The organism is Mesorhizobium alhagi CCNWXJ12-2 (genome assembly GCF_000236565.1).
Taxonomy (GTDB): Bacteria; Pseudomonadota; Alphaproteobacteria; order Rhizobiales; family Rhizobiaceae; genus Allomesorhizobium; species Allomesorhizobium alhagi.
On sequence record NZ_AHAM01000144.1, the window covers coordinates 67,889 to 86,683 of the forward strand.

17 protein-coding genes are annotated in these 18,795 nt (G+C 63.6%); 10 read left to right on the plus strand and 7 right to left on the minus strand.

Going from position 1 to position 18,795, the window contains the following annotated elements; translation table 11 throughout:
* The first annotated feature begins 374 nt into the window (after positions 1 to 374).
* Complete coding sequence (locus MAXJ12_RS17360) at positions 375 to 833, plus strand: (2Fe-2S)-binding protein (RefSeq protein ID WP_008837236.1); 459 nt, start codon at positions 375 to 377, stop codon at positions 831 to 833.
* A gap of 2 nt (positions 834 to 835) precedes the next feature.
* Entirely contained in the window at positions 836 to 3,037 is a 2,202-nt protein-coding gene (locus MAXJ12_RS17365; protein ID WP_008837237.1) for a xanthine dehydrogenase family protein molybdopterin-binding subunit, read from the plus strand.
* 45 nt (positions 3,038 to 3,082) lie between these two features.
* Here MAXJ12_RS17365 and MAXJ12_RS17370 read toward each other — a convergent pair whose 3' ends face one another.
* Genes MAXJ12_RS17370 through MAXJ12_RS17390 form a run of 5 tightly spaced genes read right to left on the minus strand, consistent with a single transcriptional unit; the run spans position 3,083 to position 7,184 of the window.
* On the minus strand, positions 3,083 to 3,781 hold the full coding sequence (locus tag MAXJ12_RS17370; protein ID WP_040586600.1) for a fumarylacetoacetate hydrolase family protein: 699 nt from the start codon (positions 3,779 to 3,781) through the stop codon (positions 3,083 to 3,085).
* A gap of 2 nt (positions 3,782 to 3,783) precedes the next feature.
* Entirely contained in the window at positions 3,784 to 4,539 is a 756-nt protein-coding gene (locus MAXJ12_RS17375) for an ABC transporter permease (RefSeq protein WP_008837239.1), read from the minus strand.
* Positions 4,540 to 4,545: 6 nt separating this feature from the next.
* Positions 4,546 to 5,313 carry an ABC transporter ATP-binding protein gene (locus MAXJ12_RS17380; protein WP_244421509.1) on the minus strand — a complete coding sequence of 256 codons (768 nt, stop codon included), beginning with the start codon at positions 5,311 to 5,313 and terminating at the stop codon, positions 4,546 to 4,548.
* Between the two features lie 37 nt (positions 5,314 to 5,350).
* The gene (locus MAXJ12_RS17385) at positions 5,351 to 6,178 is read right to left on the minus strand and encodes an ABC transporter permease (protein WP_008837241.1); all 828 of its coding nucleotides are present in this window, start codon (positions 6,176 to 6,178) and stop codon (positions 5,351 to 5,353) included.
* Positions 6,179 to 6,188: 10 nt separating this feature from the next.
* Positions 6,189 to 7,184: an ABC transporter substrate-binding protein gene (locus tag MAXJ12_RS17390; protein ID WP_008837242.1), complete on the minus strand. Its 996-nt coding sequence runs from the start codon at positions 7,182 to 7,184 to the stop codon at positions 6,189 to 6,191.
* Between the two features lie 175 nt (positions 7,185 to 7,359).
* Between MAXJ12_RS17390 and MAXJ12_RS17395 the strand changes: the two genes are divergently transcribed.
* Positions 7,360 to 8,052, plus strand: coding sequence for a FadR/GntR family transcriptional regulator (locus MAXJ12_RS17395; RefSeq protein WP_040586621.1), 693 nt, complete (start codon positions 7,360 to 7,362; stop codon positions 8,050 to 8,052).
* A 23-nt stretch (positions 8,053 to 8,075) separates the two neighbouring features.
* Here MAXJ12_RS17395 and rhaI read toward each other — a convergent pair whose 3' ends face one another.
* Together rhaI and MAXJ12_RS17405 are read right to left on the minus strand one after the other, a co-directional pair.
* Positions 8,076 to 9,368 carry an L-rhamnose catabolism isomerase gene (gene rhaI / locus MAXJ12_RS17400; protein ID WP_008837244.1) on the minus strand — a complete coding sequence of 431 codons (1,293 nt, stop codon included), beginning with the start codon at positions 9,366 to 9,368 and terminating at the stop codon, positions 8,076 to 8,078.
* A gap of 145 nt (positions 9,369 to 9,513) precedes the next feature.
* A complete protein-coding gene (locus MAXJ12_RS17405) occupies positions 9,514 to 11,616 on the minus strand; it encodes a bifunctional rhamnulose-1-phosphate aldolase/short-chain dehydrogenase (protein ID WP_008837245.1) in 2,103 nt (700 codons plus the stop codon).
* 191 nt (positions 11,617 to 11,807) lie between these two features.
* On the opposite strand from MAXJ12_RS17405, the gene MAXJ12_RS17410 reads away from it, so the two are divergent.
* The 7 genes from MAXJ12_RS17410 to MAXJ12_RS17440 form a co-directional block, all read left to right on the plus strand.
* Positions 11,808 to 12,617 carry a DeoR/GlpR family DNA-binding transcription regulator gene (locus MAXJ12_RS17410; protein WP_008837246.1) on the plus strand — a complete coding sequence of 270 codons (810 nt, stop codon included), beginning with the start codon at positions 11,808 to 11,810 and terminating at the stop codon, positions 12,615 to 12,617.
* 42 nt (positions 12,618 to 12,659) lie between these two features.
* Positions 12,660 to 13,655 carry a rhamnose ABC transporter substrate-binding protein gene (gene rhaS / locus MAXJ12_RS17415; RefSeq protein WP_008837247.1) on the plus strand — a complete coding sequence of 332 codons (996 nt, stop codon included), beginning with the start codon at positions 12,660 to 12,662 and terminating at the stop codon, positions 13,653 to 13,655.
* A gap of 76 nt (positions 13,656 to 13,731) precedes the next feature.
* Positions 13,732 to 15,270: a sugar ABC transporter ATP-binding protein gene (locus MAXJ12_RS17420; protein WP_008837248.1), complete on the plus strand. Its 1,539-nt coding sequence runs from the start codon at positions 13,732 to 13,734 to the stop codon at positions 15,268 to 15,270.
* On the plus strand, positions 15,267 to 16,244 hold the full coding sequence (locus MAXJ12_RS17425; RefSeq protein ID WP_008837249.1) for an ABC transporter permease: 978 nt from the start codon (positions 15,267 to 15,269) through the stop codon (positions 16,242 to 16,244). Before MAXJ12_RS17420 ends, MAXJ12_RS17425 begins: the two co-directional genes overlap by 4 nt.
* Positions 16,241 to 17,251, plus strand: coding sequence for an ABC transporter permease (locus tag MAXJ12_RS17430; protein WP_008837250.1), 1,011 nt, complete (start codon positions 16,241 to 16,243; stop codon positions 17,249 to 17,251). Before MAXJ12_RS17425 ends, MAXJ12_RS17430 begins: the two co-directional genes overlap by 4 nt.
* Positions 17,248 to 17,568: an L-rhamnose mutarotase gene (gene rhaM, locus MAXJ12_RS17435; protein WP_008837251.1), complete on the plus strand. Its 321-nt coding sequence runs from the start codon at positions 17,248 to 17,250 to the stop codon at positions 17,566 to 17,568. Before MAXJ12_RS17430 ends, rhaM begins: the two co-directional genes overlap by 4 nt.
* Positions 17,565 to 18,795, plus strand: a 1,231-nt coding sequence (locus MAXJ12_RS17440) for an FGGY-family carbohydrate kinase (RefSeq protein ID WP_040586625.1), incomplete at its 3' end; no start/stop codon positions are given. The genes rhaM and MAXJ12_RS17440, both read left to right, overlap by 4 nt.

An 18,795-nucleotide genomic window follows, 5' to 3' on the forward strand; every position in this document is an offset into this window, starting at 1 on the left:
ACCGGCGTGCCAGTCCGGGCAAAACACCAATGCCGACGGATTAAGCGTGTGTGCTCAAAGGGTTAGAGATCCGGAGCAAAATCCGAAGCCGGGCTGGCGCTGCCCGCAGCGATGGATTGGAGTCGATTTGGGCAGTCGGCAGCAAAGCTGCTCATAATTTCAGCAAGGCCGCATTCTGCATAAAATGCGCTCATTTCCTGTGCATTTGGCTTGGGCCGTTCACGATATCGCGATTGGCCGCTTAAGCGCTTGTTGGCTTGGCGGCCTGACTCTAGGCTCTGCAGAGCTACACCTCGCGAACGACGTCCGGTTGCCCCAGCCGGATGAGGCGCAGCCCCGAAAGATAGCCAGCCCCAAGACAAGGAGAGCCAGCCATGGTCGCTTTCACCCTCAATGGCGAAGCGCAAACGCTCGACGCCGACCCGGAAATGCCGCTGCTGTGGGCCATCCGCGACGTCGTCGGGTTGACTGGAACCAAATTCGGTTGCGGCCTCGCGCAGTGCGGCGCCTGCACGGTCCATATAGACGGCGTGCCGACACGCTCGTGCCAGACCGCGATCAGCGACATAGAAGGCGCCTCGATCACCACCATCGAAGGCCTGTCCGGCAAGGTCGGCGAGACGGTGCAGGCCGTCTGGGCCGAGCTTGACGTGCCGCAATGCGGCTATTGCCAGTCCGGCCAGATCATGTCGGCCGCCGCTCTTCTGGCCGAGACACCCAAGCCAACCGACGACGACATCGATTCGGCGATGAGCGGCAATCTCTGCCGCTGCGCCACCTATCAACGCATCCGCACGGCGATCCACGAAGCCGCGAACCGGCTGGAGGCATAACCATGTTGCAATTTCGCGCAAAGAAAGAAGCGGTGCAGGCGACACGCCGCCAGTTCCTCATCGGCACGGCTGCAACCGCGGCCGGCCTCGCGGTCGGCTACCGGCTGATCGCCGCCGGGCCGGCGGCCGCGCAAGCCGCGCCCGTGGCCGCACAGGCCAACCCGTTCCAGACCTATGTCGAGATCACACCAGAGAACCGGATCGTCATCCACTCCTCGCAATTCGAAATGGGGCAAGGCTCCTATTTCGGCATCGCCACGCTGGTGATGGAAGAACTCGACGGCGATTGGGCGCAGGTCGACGTGATCGGCGGCTCAGGCAACACCGCCCTGTTCGGCAATCTCGCCTGGGGCGGCGCCTTCCAGGGTACCGGCGGCTCCACCTCCATGACCTCGTCGTGGGAGCGCTACCGCAAGGCCGGCGCGGCCGCCCGCGCCATGCTGGTCGCGGCTGCCGCAAAGGAGTGGAACGCACCCGCCGACGAGGTCACGGTGGCTTCCGGCGTGGTCGCCCACGGATCGAACAAGCGCGCCACATTCGGCGAGTTGGCGCAAGCCGCGGCCGGTATGCCGGTCCCCGAGGATGTGCCGCTGAAGCCGCGCGACAAGTGGACCCAGATCGGCTCCGATACGCTGAAGCGCTACGATTCCGCCGGCAAGACCAACGGCACCCAGCCCTACACGATCGACTTGAAGATGGACGGGCTGTTGACCGCCGTCATGATCCATCCGCCGAAATTCGGCGCCGAGGTGGCGAGCTTCGACGCGGCCAAGGCCAAGGCGCTTGATGGCGTGGTCGACGTGATCCAGACGCCGCGCGGCATCGCGGTCGTCGGCGAGAACATGTGGGCGGCAATGAAGGGCCGCGACCTGGTCACCGTCGAGTGGAACGAGGCCAATGCCGAGCAGCGCGGCACGGCCGAGATCATGGCGGAGTACAACAAGCTTGCCGACGGTCCGGCCAAGGCCACGGCCCGCAATGACGGCGACGCTGCCGCGGCGATGGCAAGCGCGGACAAGGTCGTGGAGGGGCATTACGAGTTCCCTTACCTCGTCCATGCCTCGATCGAGCCGCTGAACGCCGTTGCGCGCATCGGCGAGGACGGCACGGTCGAGGTCTGGGGCGGTCACCAGATGCCCGATATCTACCAGGCGGCCGCCGCTCAGGTCGCCGGAACCACGCCGGACAAGGTCAAGTTGCATGTCATGAAGACCGGCGGCAGTTTCGGACGGCGCGCCGTTGCGGACGCGGATTTGATCGTCGAGTCGGTCGCGGTCGCCAAGGCGCTCGGTCCCGGCAAGCCGGTCAAGGTGCAGTGGACGCGCGAGAACGACATGCGGGGCGGCCGCTACCGGCCTGCCTATGTCCATGCGATCAAGGCAGGTCTCGACAAGGACGGGAACATCGTGGCGATGCACGACCACATTGTCGGGCAGTCGATCATGGCGGGCTCGCCCATGGAGGCGATGATCGAGAACGGCGTCGACGCGACTTCGGTCGAGGGAGCCTCCAACCTCCCCTATGCGGTGCCCAATTTGAAGATCGACCTGACGACGACCGACGTGAAGATCCCCGTGCTGTGGTGGCGCTCGGTCGGCTCGACCCACACCGCCTATGTCATGGAGACTTTCGTCGACGAACTCGCCGCGGCCTCCAACCGCGACCCGGTCGAGTTCCGCCTGTCCATGCTAGAAAAGCATCCGCGGCACGCCGCGGTGCTTCGGCTCGCGGCGGAGAAGGCCGACTGGGAAAAGCCGCTGCCGGAGGGCCGGTTCCGTGGCGTGGCGCTGCATGAGAGCTTCCACACCTATGTGGCGGAGGTGGTGGAGATCACCTTCAAGGGCGGCACCGACTTCACCGTCGACCGCGTGGTCTGCGCCGTCGACTGCGGCACCGCGATCAACCCCGACCAGATCCGCGCCCAGATGGAGGGCGGCATCGGCTTCGGGCTCGGCGCGATCCTGCAGGAGGAACTGACGCTGACCGGAGGCGTGGTCGACCAGGAGAACTACGACACCTATACGCCGCTGCGCATCGACCAGATGCCGAAGGTGGAGGTGCACATCGTACCCTCCGACGAACCGCCGACGGGCGTCGGCGAGCCCGGCGTGCCGCCGATCGGCCCGGCGGTCGCCAATGCGCTGCGCGCCGCCACCGGCAAGACGATCCGCAAGCTGCCGATCGTCAAGAACCTGTCGGCATAGGCAAGAGCAACAGCCGGCCGCGATCTGATCGCGGCCGGTTTGCCGTCAGACAACGCGGACCTCGATGTCGCCGACGCCGTCGACATGGCCGCGAAGCACGTCGCCACGGGTGACCGCTCCGACGCCGGCCGGCGTTCCCGAAAGGATGACGTCGCCCGGCATCAGTGTGAACAGGCCCGACAGATAGCTGATCATTTCCGGAACCTTCCAGATCATCTGGTTCAAATCGCCGGTCTGCTTGCGCTCGCCGTTGACGTCCAGCCAGATCGCACCCTGGGTTGGATGGCCGATGGCGCTTGCCGGCACCAGCGGCGTGCACGGCCCCGACGCCTCGAACGCTTTTCCGACCTCCCATGGGCGGCCCATCTCCTTGGCCTTGCCCTGCAAATCGCGCCGCGTCATGTCGAGGCCGATGCCGTAGCCGTAAACGCAATCCATAGCCTTCTCGACTGGGATGTCCGTGCCGCCGCTTTTCAGCGCCACGACCATTTCGATCTCGTAATGGACGTCGTTGGACGCGGGCGGATAGGGAAATTCGCCTGATGTATCGAGATTGTCCGGGTTTTTCTGGAAGAAGAAGGGCGGCTCCTTGTTGGGGTCGTGGCCCATCTCGACAGCGTGCGCGGCGTAGTTCCGGCCGACGCAATAGACCCGATGCACCGGAAATAATTTGTCGGTTCCCTGAACCGGCAGGGCCGGGATGGCGGTCGGCTGGATGACGTAGTTCGAGGTTGCGCCGTGCATGTTCACTGTCTTGCTCCTGCATAATATTCGACTTTGGCTTCGGCTCTTTCGATCAGTTCGGAGATCAGCAGGGCGAAGGCAAAAAGGATGATGGTGAGGGCCCAGAATTCGGCCATGCGGAAGTTCCGCGAGAAGGTTTCGAACAGCGCGCCGTAGCCGACGATGGCGACGAGCAACTGGCCGATGACGACGCCTTTGACGCCGCGGATGAGGCCAAGGCGGATGCCGGCGAGGATTTCCGGCAACGCGGCCCAAAGGATGATCTTGGTATAGAGCGCCGGGCGCGACGCGCCGTAGGAACGCGCCATCTCGATCAGCGATGGCGAGATATGCCGGACGCCTGCCCTCGTATCGAGAACGATGATCCAGATCGCGAAGAGGAACACAGCGGCCACGATCGTCTTTTCGCCGAAGCCGAACAGGATCATCAGCACCGGCACGATCGCCGAGAGCGGCGCGCTGGAGAAGATGTTGACCCACATTCCGAGCAGGTTGTCGGCGATCCTCACGCGCCCCATGAGGATGCCGAGCGGAATGCCGACCGCGATCGCCAGGGCCATGCCGATGGCGAAGGCGCGGACCGTCGTGATGGTCGCGCTCTGCCAGGACGGCAATTGCACGAGATCGACCGCCGCCACCAGAACATCGCTGAAGGGCGGCAGCAGGAAGATGAGGTCAAGCCGGCCGACGATCTCCCAGACGACGCACCAGACCAGGAGCGACGCCATCATCGGCACGCGGTAGCCAAAGAGGGTCATGGCCGCTTACTCCACATACTGCTTCAGCCCCTGCCAGATCTCGTCGACCGTATCGAGGTAGTGCTGGTCGCGGTGGATGCGCTCGGGGTCGCCCGAACGGTCGATTTCGGGCTCGATGATCTGCGAAACGCGGCCCGGCCGCGGCGACAGCAGGACGATGCGGTCGGAAATGTAGACCGCCTCCTCGATCGAGTGGGTGACGAAGATGAAGGTCTTGTTCTGGTTGGTCCTGAGCCGGATCAGATCTTCCTGGAATTTGCGCCGGTTCTGCTCGTCGACCGCCGAGAACGGCTCGTCGAGAAGCAACACCTCCGCATCGACCGAGAGAGCGCGCGCCAGGCCGACGCGCTGGCGCATGCCGCCCGAAAGCTCGTGCGGATATTTGTTCTCGAAACCGGCCAGGCCGACTTCGCGGATATAGTGGCGCGCCTTGTCCTCGCGTTCGGTCTTGGCGACGCCGCGCAATTCGAGGCCGAAAGCCACGTTGCGCATCACCGTCGCCCAGGGCATCAGCGCGAAATCCTGAAAGACGAAGGCGCGTTCGGGCCCCGGTCCGCTGACCGGCTTGCCATCGACCGTGACGGTCCCGGCATTGGCCTCGATGAGGCCGGCAATGATCTTAAGCAGCGTGGTTTTTCCGCAGCCGCTCGGCCCGAGAAGGCTGGTCAGCTTGCCGCGGGGGAAGTCGAGATCGACGCTGCGCAGCGCCTCGACATCCCCGTAGGTCTTGGAAATACCCCTGACCTCCACGATCGAATCGACTGGCGCCGGCATGGGCGGCGGTTCCTTTCGCAATACAGCGCTGCGCATGTCAGGCTCCTCTCTTCTCGGGCCTGAAAATGCGGACTTCGACCCACTGCAGGAAAACCAGCGTGAGGGTCGAAAGCGCGATGATCGAGCCGATTGTTGCATACATCTCGGCGTAATCTGCGCGCGAGCGGTGGAAAGTGATGAGGTCGCCGATGCCGGTCGGCGTGATCAGCAATTCGGCAAGCACGACGCCGACAAAGCCGGCGGCGACGCCGAGACGCAGGCCGGCGAAGATCACTGGGCTGGCGTCGGGAAGGATAATCTTGATGACGCTCTGCCAACGCGTGCCCAGGAACGAGCGGCACATCACGAGCAGCGATTCGTTGACGTTGCGCACCGCCTTGTAGGTGTTGAGCACGATGACCGGCAAAGCCAGGATCATCACGGCAAGCACCTTGGCGGTCAGGCCTATGCCGTAGACGAAGGTGACCATCGGAATGAAGGCCGCCACCGGCGCCGCCTGCAGAACGATGAAGATCGGGATCGCCAGCCATTCCCCGGTGCGCCACAGACCGCAGAGCGTGCCGAGGCCGACGCCGATGAAGGCCGAGAGCACGACGCCGAGAAGCAGCGGCTGCAGCGTCGAAAGATAGGCGCTGGGCATGCTGCCGTCGGCCATCAGCCCGAAGAAGGCGACGATCGTGTCGGAAAAGGTCGGGAAGGCGAAACTGACGGGAATGCGCCCGGCGATTTCCCAGATACCTGCAAAGAGCGCGATCGATATGAGGCGGAGAAGGATCGGGCGATCCTGCCACCCTGCCGCTTCGCCGCGCCCGGAAAGGGGAGCGAAGCCAACGGCTTCGCCCTCTGTTCTAATGCTGCTCGCCATCAGGCCGGGCCTATTTCTTGCCGAGCTTGGCGACGGCGCGGTCGATCGCGGCCGTATCCCAGAAATCCTCCACCTTGAGGGTGGCGGGATCGCCTTCGATCTGGCCGGCGGCGGTGAAGAACGCGAAGTCTGCGGCAGCCGCCTCGGCCCCGCCGCCATTCAGCGCCAGAGCGCCTGCCTCGGCCGTCTCCTTGTAGTATTCCGTGATTTCCGTATCAGCCTCCGCGCCAAGGTCCGGCAGAAGCTTGTATTTGTTTCTCAATTCGAGAGCGACAGCCGGGTTCTCGGTGATTTCGCGCCCGGTCTTGATCAACTCCTCGACCAGGATATCGACGTCGGCCGCATTGTTCTTGAGATATTCGGCCGTGGCGAACACGGTCTCGTCCGATGCGCTGACATTTTCGACAGGCAGCACGATGAACTTGCCCGGCGCTTCCGTCTCGAGTGCGCGCCGGTTGGCCGCATCGACGATCGAGGCCTTGATCGTTCCCTGAAGCAGCGCGTTGCGCCGGACTTCGGAGCCGGGAACGTAGCTGATCTGGCCGAGTTCGATGCCATTGTTCTTGGCCATCAGCAGCATGACCGCCTCGGTGCCGGAGCCCCGCGCCTGCACCGCGACCTCCTGCCCGTCGAGATCCTTCCATTCCTTGTAGAATTCGCTGTTGACGACCGGGAAGAACCGCTGCGTGGAAATCTGCGCAAAGATGCGGATCGGCACGCCGACCTTCTGGATCAGCGTATAGGGCGCGCCGATGCCGACATCGGCCTGGCCGCCGACGACCGCCTGGGTCGCCAGATCCTCGTCGTTGAGGATGATCAGTTCGACATTAACCCCCCGCTCCTTGGCGCGCTCGATCGCGGCCAGGGTCTGGATCGATTCGATGCCGGGCAGATCGCCGAATGCGATGCGCATATCGCCGGCGCTTGCCGCCGACATAGGCGCGGCGCTTCCAAGGACCGCCGCGAAAACCGTTGCAAGGATGGTACGTCTGGACAGGCTGGCCATTTTTATTCCTCCCGTTTTGTAACCAATAATGGTATTGGTTAAGCCTATGGCGTGAATTGGTCAAGGATGAATCTATCGCAATCCGTCTGCAACAACATAAGTTCTGGATATTGACGCCTTGGACCAATCATCTTAACACCAGCAATGGGAATCAATGCGCGAATTGGTTAAATCGATGGATGTTGGCGGGAATGGCGGCCACGCCGCACTGGTCCAGCTTCAGGCCTATCTCGCCCAGATGGATCACAAGGGCGAGACGCGGCTGCCGGCGGAACGGGAATTATGCGAAAGCCTCGGCGTTTCGCGCGGCGACCTGCGCAAGGCGCTGGCGGTGCTGGAGAAGGACGGCCGCATCTGGCGGCATGTCGGCAAGGGCACCTTTGTCGGCAGCGGACCGGTCGAGGAAACCATCGGCATCTCCGAGATCGCCGGCCGCACCAATCCGGCCGACGTGATGCGGGCGCGGCTGATCATCGAGCCGGAGATCGCGCGCGAGGCCGCGCTGCACGCCACGCTCTCAGATATCGCCGCGATGCGGCAATCGCTGGTCCAGACGCGCGAAGCCGCCACCTGGCGGCAGTATGAGAATGTCGACAATCTGCTCCACCGGCAGATCGCGCAGGCGAGCCGCAACAATGTGCTGCTCGGCCTTTTCGACGTGCTGAACGCCGTGCGCCGCACCGTCGTGTGGGGCCGCCTGCGCTCGGATGGCGCCCGCCCCCCGGCCGACCACCACAGCTTCGCAGACCATGAACGCATCGTCGAGGCGATCGCCGAGCGCGACCTCGGCGGCGCTGCAGCGGCCATGCGCCTGCATCTGCAGCAGGTCGGGCGGCGACTGATCCCCCTTAACGAAGCCGCGGAATAGCGGTCCGCGCGGCTGAATTCAGTTCAGACTATTCCGCCGCCGCCCGAGGCGACAGCCGGGCGCTCCGCGGTGACCTTCCTGCGGTAGCCGGCGGCGCGATAGACGGCAACCGGATCGATCGCCCCGCCCTTCTCCGAGCGCGCCATCGCGAGGATCGGCTCGACGTCGGTGCGGTAGGCGGCCTTGAGCGTCTGCGTCGCCATCAGCGCATCATTGTCGTCCTGGAAAGACTCCAGCGCCTTGCGATCGACCAGCAGCGCCTGCGCGTAGGCGCGCTGCACCTCAGCCGCCGACAACATCAGGCTTTCGATGGGATCGGTGACATTGTGGCTCTGGTCGAGCATGTGCGCCGGGTCAAAACCCCTGGTGCCACAAAGCTCCGCATCGACCAGCTCGTTGAAGATGAGAAAGAGCCGGTACGGATCGATCGAACCCGCGTCGAGGTCGTCGTCGCCATATTTGGAATCATTGAAGTGGAAGCCGCCGAGCTTGCCGAACTGGATCAGCCGCGAGACGATCATCTCGATGTTGACGTTCGGCGCATGGTGGCCGAGGTCGACCAGGCAGAAAGCTTTCGGCCCTAGCTCTTGCGCGATCAGGTAGTTGGTGCCCCAGTCCTGCACGACCGTGGAATAGAAGGCCGGCTCGTACATCTTGTGTTCGGTGAAAAGCCGCCAGTCGTCCGGCAGTTCGGCATAAATCTCCTGCATCGCGTCGAGATAGCGGCGGAACGCTTTGGCGAAATTCACCTGGCCGGGAAAATTCGAGCCGTCGCCGATCCACACCGTCAGCGCCCTGGAGCCGAGCGTCTTGCCGATCTCTATGCATTCGAGATTGTGTTCGACCGCCTGCCTGCGCACGGCCGCGTCGGCGTGGCTGAGCGAGCCGAATTTGTAGGAGAGCTTCTGGTCCCTGGCGTCGGAAAACGTGTTGGAATTCATCGCATCGAAGCCGAGACCGAAACGCGACGCCGCCTGCTTCAGCCGCTTCGGATCGGCCTTGTCCCACGGGATGTGCAGCGAGACGGACGACGTCGCCCGGGTCAGCTGCGCGATGACGGCGCAATCCTCGATCTTGTCGAAGATGTCGCGCGGCTCGCCGCCGCCGGGGAACCGCGCAAAGCGCGTGCCGCCGGTGCCGACGCCCCATGACGGGATGGCGACGCCGAAGGAAGCGACCTTATTCTTGATGTCGTCTATCGCGATGCCGCGCCGGGAAAGCTGGTCGCCGAGCGCCTCGTAATCGCGCTTGAGAGCCGCCTGGCGCGATGCGTTTTCCCGCTCGACGATGTCGGCGGAGATGAGTTGCTCGGTCATAGAAGGTCCTCCCCTGGATAGGTTGACGTTCCGTCCAACACCCCTCATCCGACTTCGCTTCGCTCAGCCACCTTCTCCCCTTGTGGGAGAAGGTGGCCCGAGGGGGCGGATGAGGGGTGTTGGACGGAACGCCAACCTTATAAGTTCACCGCGTAAAACTCTGCGCGTTGCCGGCGTCGACATTGATGATGTTGCCCGTCGATTTCGCCGACATTTCGGATGCGAAGAAATAGACCGCCTCGGCGATATCTTCCGGAAACACCGAGCGCTTCAGCATCGAGCGCGAGCGGTAATGCTCCTCGAGATCGTCGGTCGACATCTTGTAGGCCGCGGCGCGCTGTTCCTTCCACTCCCCGGTCCAGATTTTCGAACCGCGCAGAACCGCGTCCGGATTGACGACGTTGACGCGGATCTGCGCCTCCGCGCCCTCCAGTGCGAGGCATCGCGCAAGGTGGATCTCGGCGGCCTTGGCGGTGCAATAGGCGGCGGCGTTCGGCGACGCCGCAAGCCCGTTCTTCGACGCGATGAACACGACGTTGCCGCCGATCTTCTGGGTGCGGAACAGCTTGAACGCCTCGCGGCTGACCAGGAAATAGCCGGTCGCGAGGATGTCCATGTTCCTGTTCCAGAGCGACAGCGTCGTCTCCTCGATCGGAGCCGACGAAGCTAGGCCGGCATTGGACACGAGAATATCGATGCCGCCGAAGGCGACCGCCGTTTCGGCAAACCCGCCGATGACCGCCGCCTCGTCGGTGACATCAAGTTTCACGGCGCGGACGAAGTCGCTGCCCGATTTTTTGCCGAGCTCGGCTTCGGCCGCGGCGAGGGCTTCTTCATCTATGTCGGCCAGAACCACGCATGCGCCGTCGGCCAGCAGGCGGGCCGCCGTCGCGCGGCCGATGCCCCCTGCCCCGCCTGTGACGAGCGCGACCCGCCCGGCAAGCGGCTTGGGCTTCGGCAGGCGCTGGAGCTTTGCTTCCTCCAACTGCCAGTATTCGATGCCGAACGCTTCCTTCTCGGGCAGGCCCATATAGGACGAGACGGTCGACGCGCCGCGCATCACATTGATGGCGTTGACGTAGAACTCGCCCGAAATGCGCGCAGTCGCCTTGTCCTTGGCGAAGGTGATCATGCCGACGCCCGGCACGAGGTACACGACCGCGTTCGGATCGCGCATGGGCGGCGAATCCGGCTGCTTGCAGCGTTCGTAATAGGCCGCGTGGCCCTGGCGATAGGTTTCGAGCGCGGCGGGCAGGCCAGCCAGCGTCTTCTCGACGTCAGGCTTTGCCGGATCGAAATCGATCACCAGCGGGCTGATCTTGGTGCGCAGGAAATGGTCGGGACAGCTGGTTCCGAGCGCCGCGAGCTTTTCCATGTCCCGGGAGCCGACGAATTCCAGCACGGCGTCCTGGTCGTCGAAATGGCCGACCTTGCGTTCGGAGGCGGAGATCATGCCGCGGATCGCAGGCATCAGTTGCGCGGCGATGGCCTTGCGCTCGGCGGCCGGCAGCGTGTCGACGACGGCGCCGCCGAACGCCGCCTTGCCGCGCGTCTCCTGCTCGAACCATTCGATGGCGCGGTTGATGATGCGGATGGTGGTCTCGTAGCACTCCTTCGCGGAGTCGGCCCAGGTGAACAGGCCATGGCTTTCGAGCACGACGCCGGCGGCGTTTGGATTTTCCCTGGCGAATTTTTCGAGCCACAGGCCGAGTTCGAAGCCCGGTCGCTTCCAGGGCAGCCAGCCGATCTCGTCGCCGAAGATGCGCGCGGTCAGTTCCTTGCTGTTGCTCGCCGCAGCGACCGCGATGATGGCGTCCGGATGCATGTGGTCGACATGCTTCTTCGGCACATAGGCATGAAGCGGCGTGTCGATCGACGCCGCGCGCGGGTTCAGGTTGAAGGTGCAGTGCGGCAGGTAGCCGACCATCTCATCTTCGTGGTCGAGCCCGCGATAGAGCTTCTTCAGCGCTTCGAGCTTTTCCATGTAGAGCGTGGCAAAACCGTCCAGCTTGATGGTTCCCACATCGCCGCCGGAGCCTTTCACCCACAGAACTTCGACGGGTTCGCCGGTGAGCGGGTCCTTCTCCATCACCTTGGCGGAGGTGTTGCCGCCGCCGTAATTGGTGATGCGCTTGTCGGAGCCGAGCAGGTTGGAGCGGTATAAGAGCCGCTCCGATTCGCTCATCTTCGAAGCTCTTGCCTCATCCCAAAGATTGGCGAGGCGCGAACCGGTGCGCGTTTCAAGCATGACAGGCAATCCTCCCGATGCGCAGTGGAGAGCGCAAACATTCTGGGCCGAAATTCGCATGCGCCGGCCACACATGTCAATCAGAAACGATCAAGAACGATCATATTGCACTGCACAACGAAACATTTTTGATTGTTATTGATTGACATTGCGCGAAGCTGCTGCCTAGATGAGGCAGCTTGGGAGGAGCAATGCACGAGAAAGAGCGCCACAGGATCATTCTGTCCGCCGTCCAGGAAAAACCTGTGGTGACGGTGCCGGAACTGGTCGAACTGACGGAATCGTCCGAGGCGACGATCCGGCGCGACATCGCTGCGCTTCACCTGCAGAAGCGGCTTCGCCGCGTCCGCGGCGGCGCGGAATCAATCACGCCACCGCAATTCATGGGCATAGCCGGCCGGCCGTTCAGCGTGAACGAGGCGCTGCATGCCGCGCAAAAGCGAGCCATCGCTCGGGAGGCGGTCGAACTGTGCAAGGATGGCGACCCGATCATCATCAATGGCGGCACCACGACCTTCCAGATGGTGCATTTCCTGACCAACCGCCGGATGACGATCTTCACCAACTCGTTTCCGATCGCCGACCACCTGCTGAAGCATTCCAAGAACACGGTGATGCTTTCGGGCGGAACGATCTATCGCGAGCAGAACATCATCCTGTCGCCGTTCGAGAACGACGTGACGCGGAATTTCTACGCCAAGCGCATGTTCATGGGCGCGCAGGGGCTCGGCCCGCTCGGCCTGATGGAAGGCGACCCGCTGCTCATCCAGGCTGAGCAGAAACTGATCGACCAGGCGGACGAACTGGTCGTGCTGATCGACTCGTCGAAATTCCGGCAACGCTCGAGCCTTATTCTCTGCCGGCTGGGACGGATTTCGACTGTGGTGACCGACGCGGGCCTCGAGGACCGCGACGCAAAGATGCTGGAGGATGCTGGCGTTTCGCTGGTCGTGGCGAAAAACCAGCGTTCGAACAGCGAGGATGCTTCGCTGCAGGCATAGGCGGCGAGGAACAATGCAACCGCTCACGGGAGGAACCGACTAATGAGCATATTCAGGAAACTGCTGGCGACCGCGGCAATCGCGGCCGTCATGTTTGCCGGCCCGGCCAATGCAGAATCGACAAAGATCGCCCTGGTGGTGAAGTCGCTCGGTAACGGCTTCTTCGACGCCGCCAACAAGGGCGCCCAGGAAGCCGCCAAGGAACTCGGCGACGTGGAGGTGATCTACACTGGCCCGACCGCGGCGACAGCCGAGGGCCAGATCGAGATCGTCAATTCGCTGATCGCGCAGAACGTCAACGCAATCGCGATCTCCGCCAACGACCCGGACGCGCTGGTGCCGGTGCTGAAGAAGGCGATGGACCGCGGCATCACGGTCATCTCATGGGATTCGGGCGTCGCGCCGGAAGGCCGGCAGATGCACCTCAACCCCTCGGATACCGACCTGATCGGCGAGACGATCATCAAGCTCGCCGCCGACTACCTGCCTGAGGGCGGAGACGTGGCGATCCTGTCGGCCTCGTCGACGGCAACCAACCAGAACGCCTGGATCGAGGCGGCCAAGAAGGTCCTTCCGGAGAAATTCCCGAAGATCAATCTCGTGGCCACCGTCTATGGCGACGACGATTCGGTGAAGAGCACCAACGAAGCCAAGGGCCTGATCGCCAGCCATCCGGACCTCAAGGCGATTATCGCGCCGACCACGGTCGGCGTCGTTGCCGCCGCGCAGGTCGTCACCGACCAGAACCTGATCGGCAAGGTCAACGTGACCGGCCTCGCGCTGCCGTCCGAGTTCAAGCAGTTCATCGACAACGGCGCTTCGCAGGCGGTCGCGCTCTGGAACCCGATCGATCTCGGTTACTCGGCGGTCTATCTCGCTCACGGCATCGCAACGGGCAAGGCGAAAGCCGAACCCGGCGCAAGGCTGTCGATCGGCAAGGTTGGCGAAGTCACGCTCGACGACACCAATTCCGCTGCGATGGCGCCGCCCTTCCAGTTCGACAAGTCGAACATCGAAGAGTTCTCGAAGATCTATTGATCCGACAAGATGGCTGCGGCGGCTCGGTTTCGACTTTGCCGCCGCGGCTCACCTAACGACAGGGCTTGAGAGATAAATGCACACGGCAGCCCTGAAGGCAGAACGTCCGGCCAGCGCCGCGGATACCCCGATGCTGTCGCTTTCGGGCGTGAGCAAGAGCTTCCCCGGCGTGCGGGCGCTCCACAATGTCAGCCTTTCGCTCTATCCCGGCCAGGTTACGGCGCTAATCGGCGAGAACGGCGCAGGCAAATCGACGCTGGTCAAGATCCTGACCGGCATCTACCAGCCCGACGAGGGTGAAATCCGCATCGGCGGCGATACGGTGAAGCTGCCAACCGCCGACGCGGCGTTCCGGCACGGCATCACCGCGATCCACCAGGAGACCGTTCTCTTCGACGATCTGTCCGTCGCGGAAAACATCTTCCTCGGCCATGCGCCGCGCAACCGCTTCGGCCTGATCGACTGGCGCACCATGCGCGCCAACGCTCGCGAAGTGCTGGAAACCATGGGCGCCGGCCATATCGACGCCGACGCGCGCCTGCGCGATCTCGGCATCGCCAACAAGCATCTCGTCGCGGTCGCGCGCGCAATGTCGATCGACGCCCGGATCGTCATCATGGACGAACCGACCGCCGCGCTGTCGGCCAAGGAAATCGAGGAACTTTTCGAACTGATCGAGTTCCTGAAAAGCGATGGCAAGGCCATACTTTTCATCAGCCACAAGTTCGACGAGATCTATCGCATCGCCGATCGCTACACGGTGTTCCGCGACGGCGAGATGGTCGGCGAAGGATTGTTGGCCGACAAACCACAGAACGAGATCGTCAGGATGATGGTCGGCCGCGCCGTCGACCACATCTTTCCCGAACGCCAGCCGAAGATCGGCGCAACGATCCTCTCGGTGAGCGGCCTTTCGCATCCGACCGAATTCGACGGCATCGGTTTCGAACTGCGGCAGGGTGAAATCCTCGGCTTTTACGGGCTGGTCGGCGCGGGCCGCAGCGAGGTCATGCAGGCGATAGCCGGCATGACGCGCACCAGCGCCGGGAGCATTGCGCTCGACGGCGCGCCGATCGCCCCGAAATCTGCCGCCGAGGCCATCGAGGCCGGCATCGTCTATGTGCCCGAGGAGCGCGGACGCCAAGGCGTGGTGATCGGCCTGCCGATTTTCCAGAACGTTTCGCTCCCCTCGCTCGACCGCACCTCCAAATCCGGCCTGCTGCGGCTCGCGGAGGAATTCAGTCTTGCGCGAACCTACACCGAGCGTCTCGACCTCAGGGCGTCGTCACTCAGCCAGGATGTCGGGACGCTATCGGGCGGCAATCAGCAGAAGGTGGTGATCGCAAAATGGCTCGCGACGGAGCCGAAGGTCATCATCCTCGACGAACCGACCAAGGGCATCGACATCGGCTCAAAGGCCGCCGTGCACGGCTTCATGGCGGAACTCGTCGCCCAGCGGCTTTCGGTGATCATGGTGTCATCCGAACTGCCGGAAATCCTCGGCATGTCCGACCGCGTCATCGTCATGCGCGAGGGCCGCATCGCCGCAGTGTTCGACAACAAGGGGCTGGACGCCGAGACGCTGGTGCGGGCCGCAGCGGGGATCGCGGCATGAGCGCGCTCGCCAAAAACCGCGAGCTATGGCTCGTCGCCGCGATCGCCCTGCTCGTCGCTGTGATCACGCTGCGCTTCCCAGCCTTCGCGCGGCCGCAGAACCTCGCTGCGGTGTTCAACGACACTTCCATCCTGATGATCCTTGCCCTCGGGCAGATGGCGGTTATCCTGACACGCTCGATCGATCTCTCGATGGCGTCGAACCTTGCACTGACCGGCATGATCGTGGCGCTGACCAATGCCAATTTTCCCGGCATTCCGATCCCGCTGATCATCCTCGAAGCAATGGCGATAGGCGCGGCTCTCGGCGCCTTCAACGGAATGCTCGTCTGGAAGCTCGGCATTCCGGCGATCGTCGTCACACTCGGCACGTTGACTATCTTCCGCGGCGCAACCTTCGTCGTTGCCGGCGGGACCTGGGTCAATGCCGACCGGATGAGCCCGGCTTTCATCGCACTGCAGCGCGGCGAATTCCTCGGCTTGCCCGTCCTGTCCTGGTTCGCCATCGTGGCGATCATCGCCTTCTACCTCGTGATGACGCGAACGCCGGTCGGCCGCTCGATCTACGCCGTCGGCGTCAACCCGTCGGCCGCGGTATACGCTGGCATCGATGTCGGCCGCGCCAAGTTCATCGCCTTCTGCATCTCCGGCATGGTCGCGGGACTGTGCGGCTATCTGTGGGTGTCGCGCTATGTGATAGCCGCGACAGAGGTAGCCAATGGCTACGAACTCAACATCATCGCCGCCTGCGTCATCGGCGGAGTGTCGATCGCAGGCGGCATCGGTTCCGTCGGCGGAGCCGTGCTCGGCGCGCTGTTCCTCGGCATCATCAGCACCGCGCTGCCCGTCATCAACATCTCGCCCTTCTGGCAAATGGCGATCTCCGGCACGGCGATCCTCGCCGCCGTGATCCTCAACGCACGCAGCGAACGCAAGCAGGGGCGCATCATCCTGAAGAAGGCGGAAGCCGCATGAGCGCGATCGAAACCAGCGCCGCGCCGCGCAGGATACCCGACCGGCTCGATACGCCGCTCAAGGGAGCCGTGCTGTCGTGGGAGGCCCTGCTGATCGCCGTCGCGGTGGCGATCTTCGTCATCAACAGCCTGGCGTCGCCCTACTTCCTGAACGCGTGGTCGCTGTCCGATCTCACTTTCAACTTTACCGAAAAGGGCCTGATCGCGCTCGCCATGGCGCTTCTGATCATCAGCGGAGAAATCGACCTGTCGGTCGCGGCGATCATCGCACTTGCCTCAACCATGATGGGTATGGCGCTGCAGGCCGGGGCCGACACGCCCATGCTGGTTGCGATCGGCATCGGCACGGGGCTTCTGTGCGGGGCGTTCAATGGCCTGCTGGTCACCGGCCTCGGGCTGCCGTCGATCGTCGTCACCATCGGCACGATGAGCCTCTTTCGCGGGGTGGCCTTCATCATCCTCGGCGATCAGGCGTTCAAGGGCTACCCGGCGAGCTTCGCCTTCTTCGGCCAGGGCTATGTCTGGTGGGTGGTGTCTTTCGAACTGACGCTCTTTCTCGCCGCGGCGCTGGTCTACTGGTTCGTGCTGCACCGCACGAGCTTCGGCCGCCGCGTCTTCGCCATCGGCAACAATCCTGTCGCGGCGCAGTTCTCCGGCGTCCGGGAGGCGCGGGTGAAGTTCATCCTGTTCTGCCTCACCGGGCTGATGGCCGGCGTCGCCTCGGTGCTCATCACCTCGCGGCTCGGCTCGACGCGGCCCTCGATCGCCCAGGGCTACGAGTTGGAGGTGATCACGATGGTCGTGCTTGGCGGCGTCAGCATTCTGGGCGGCGCGGGCAGCATTGTCGGCGTTGTGCTTGCGGCCCTCATCATGGGCATGGTCACCTTCGGCTTCGGCCTGCTCAACGTGCCCGGCATCGTCATGTCGATCTTCATCGGCCTGCTGCTGATCCTGGTCATTGCGCTGCCCATCATCTGGCGGCGTCTGTTCGGACGGAGGCCCGCATGACCGGCGAGAAATACGCCTTCAGGATGAAGCTCAATCCGGGCATGAAGGATGAGTACCGGAAGCGCCACGACGAGATATGGCCGGAGCTGGTAGCGTTGCTGAAGGATGCCGGCGTCTCCGACTATTCGATTCATCTCGACGAGGAGACCAACACGCTGTTCGGCGTGCTCTGGCGGCGAAAGGACCACACGATGGACGAGTTGCCGAACCATCCGGTGATGAAACGCTGGTGGGCGCATATGGCCGATATCATGGAGACGAAGCCGGACAATGAGCCGGTCGCTGTGCCGCTCGAAGCCGTCTTCCACATGAAATGATGCGCCACGTAGCCGTCATCGACATCGGCAAGACCAACGCGAAGGTTGCGCTGGTCGACCTCGAACACATGCGGGAAGCCGCGGTCCGCACCCGCCCTAATGTTGTTCTTCGCGACGGCCCATACCCGCACTATGACGTCGAAGGGCTGTGGAGCTTCGTTCTCGACAGTCTGACAGTGATCAACCACGAGCAGCCGGTTGAGGCGATTGCGGTGACGACGCATGGCGCGACGGCCGTGTTGCTCGATGAGCAGGGAAACCTTGCCTTGCCGGTGCTCGACTATGAGCATGCCGGTCCCGATATGCTCGCGGCCGAGTACGACGCCGTTCGCCCGCCCTTCGAGGAAACCGGATCGCCGCGCCTGCCGTACGGGTTGAACGTCGGCGCGCAGATTTTCTGGCAGATGCAGACCTTTCCGGACGAGTTCGCGCGGACTGCGTCGATCGTCATGTACGCGCAATATTGGTCCTGGCGCCTGTCGGGCATGCTCGCGAACGAGGTGACCTCGCTCGGCTGCCATACCGATCTATGGAGCCCGCCGGCGCGCGACTATTCTTCGCTGGTCGATCGCCTGCATTGGCGAAAGCTGATGGCGCCGGTGCGCCGGGCCAGCGATAATCTTGGCCCGCTCCTCCCCGAAATCGCCGCGAAAACCGGGCCCGCAGGCAGCACGCCGGTTTATTGCGGCATCCACGATTCCAACGCTTCCCTGCTGCCGCATCTCTTCTCGCGAAAGCCCCCGTTCGCCGTCGTGTCCACGGGTACATGGGTGGTCTCGATGGCGGTCGGCGGCAAAGCGGTTTCGCTCGATCCGGCGCGCGACACGCTCATCAACGTGAACGCATTGGGCGATCCCGTCCCCTCCGCACGCTTCATGGGCGGCCGTGAGTTCGAAACGATCATGAGCGGCCGTGAGGCGCAATGGGATGAAGCGGACCAGGAGAGCGTGCTGAGAAAGGGCGTCATGCTTCTTCCCGCCGTCCAGCCGGGATCGGGGCCGTTTCCAGCGCTCAGGTCGAAATGGGTCCCCGCGGAGCCGGCCAATGCTGGACAGCGCACTTTCGCGGCTTCCTTCTACCTCGCTTTGATGACGGCAACTTGCCTGGAGCTTATTGGGGCGGACGGTCCCACGATCGTCGAGGGTCCGTTCGCCAGGAATTCGGCATTTGCCGGGATGTTGGTCGCCGCCACCGGCCGGCCGGTGGTAGCCGACAGCGCCGGCTCGA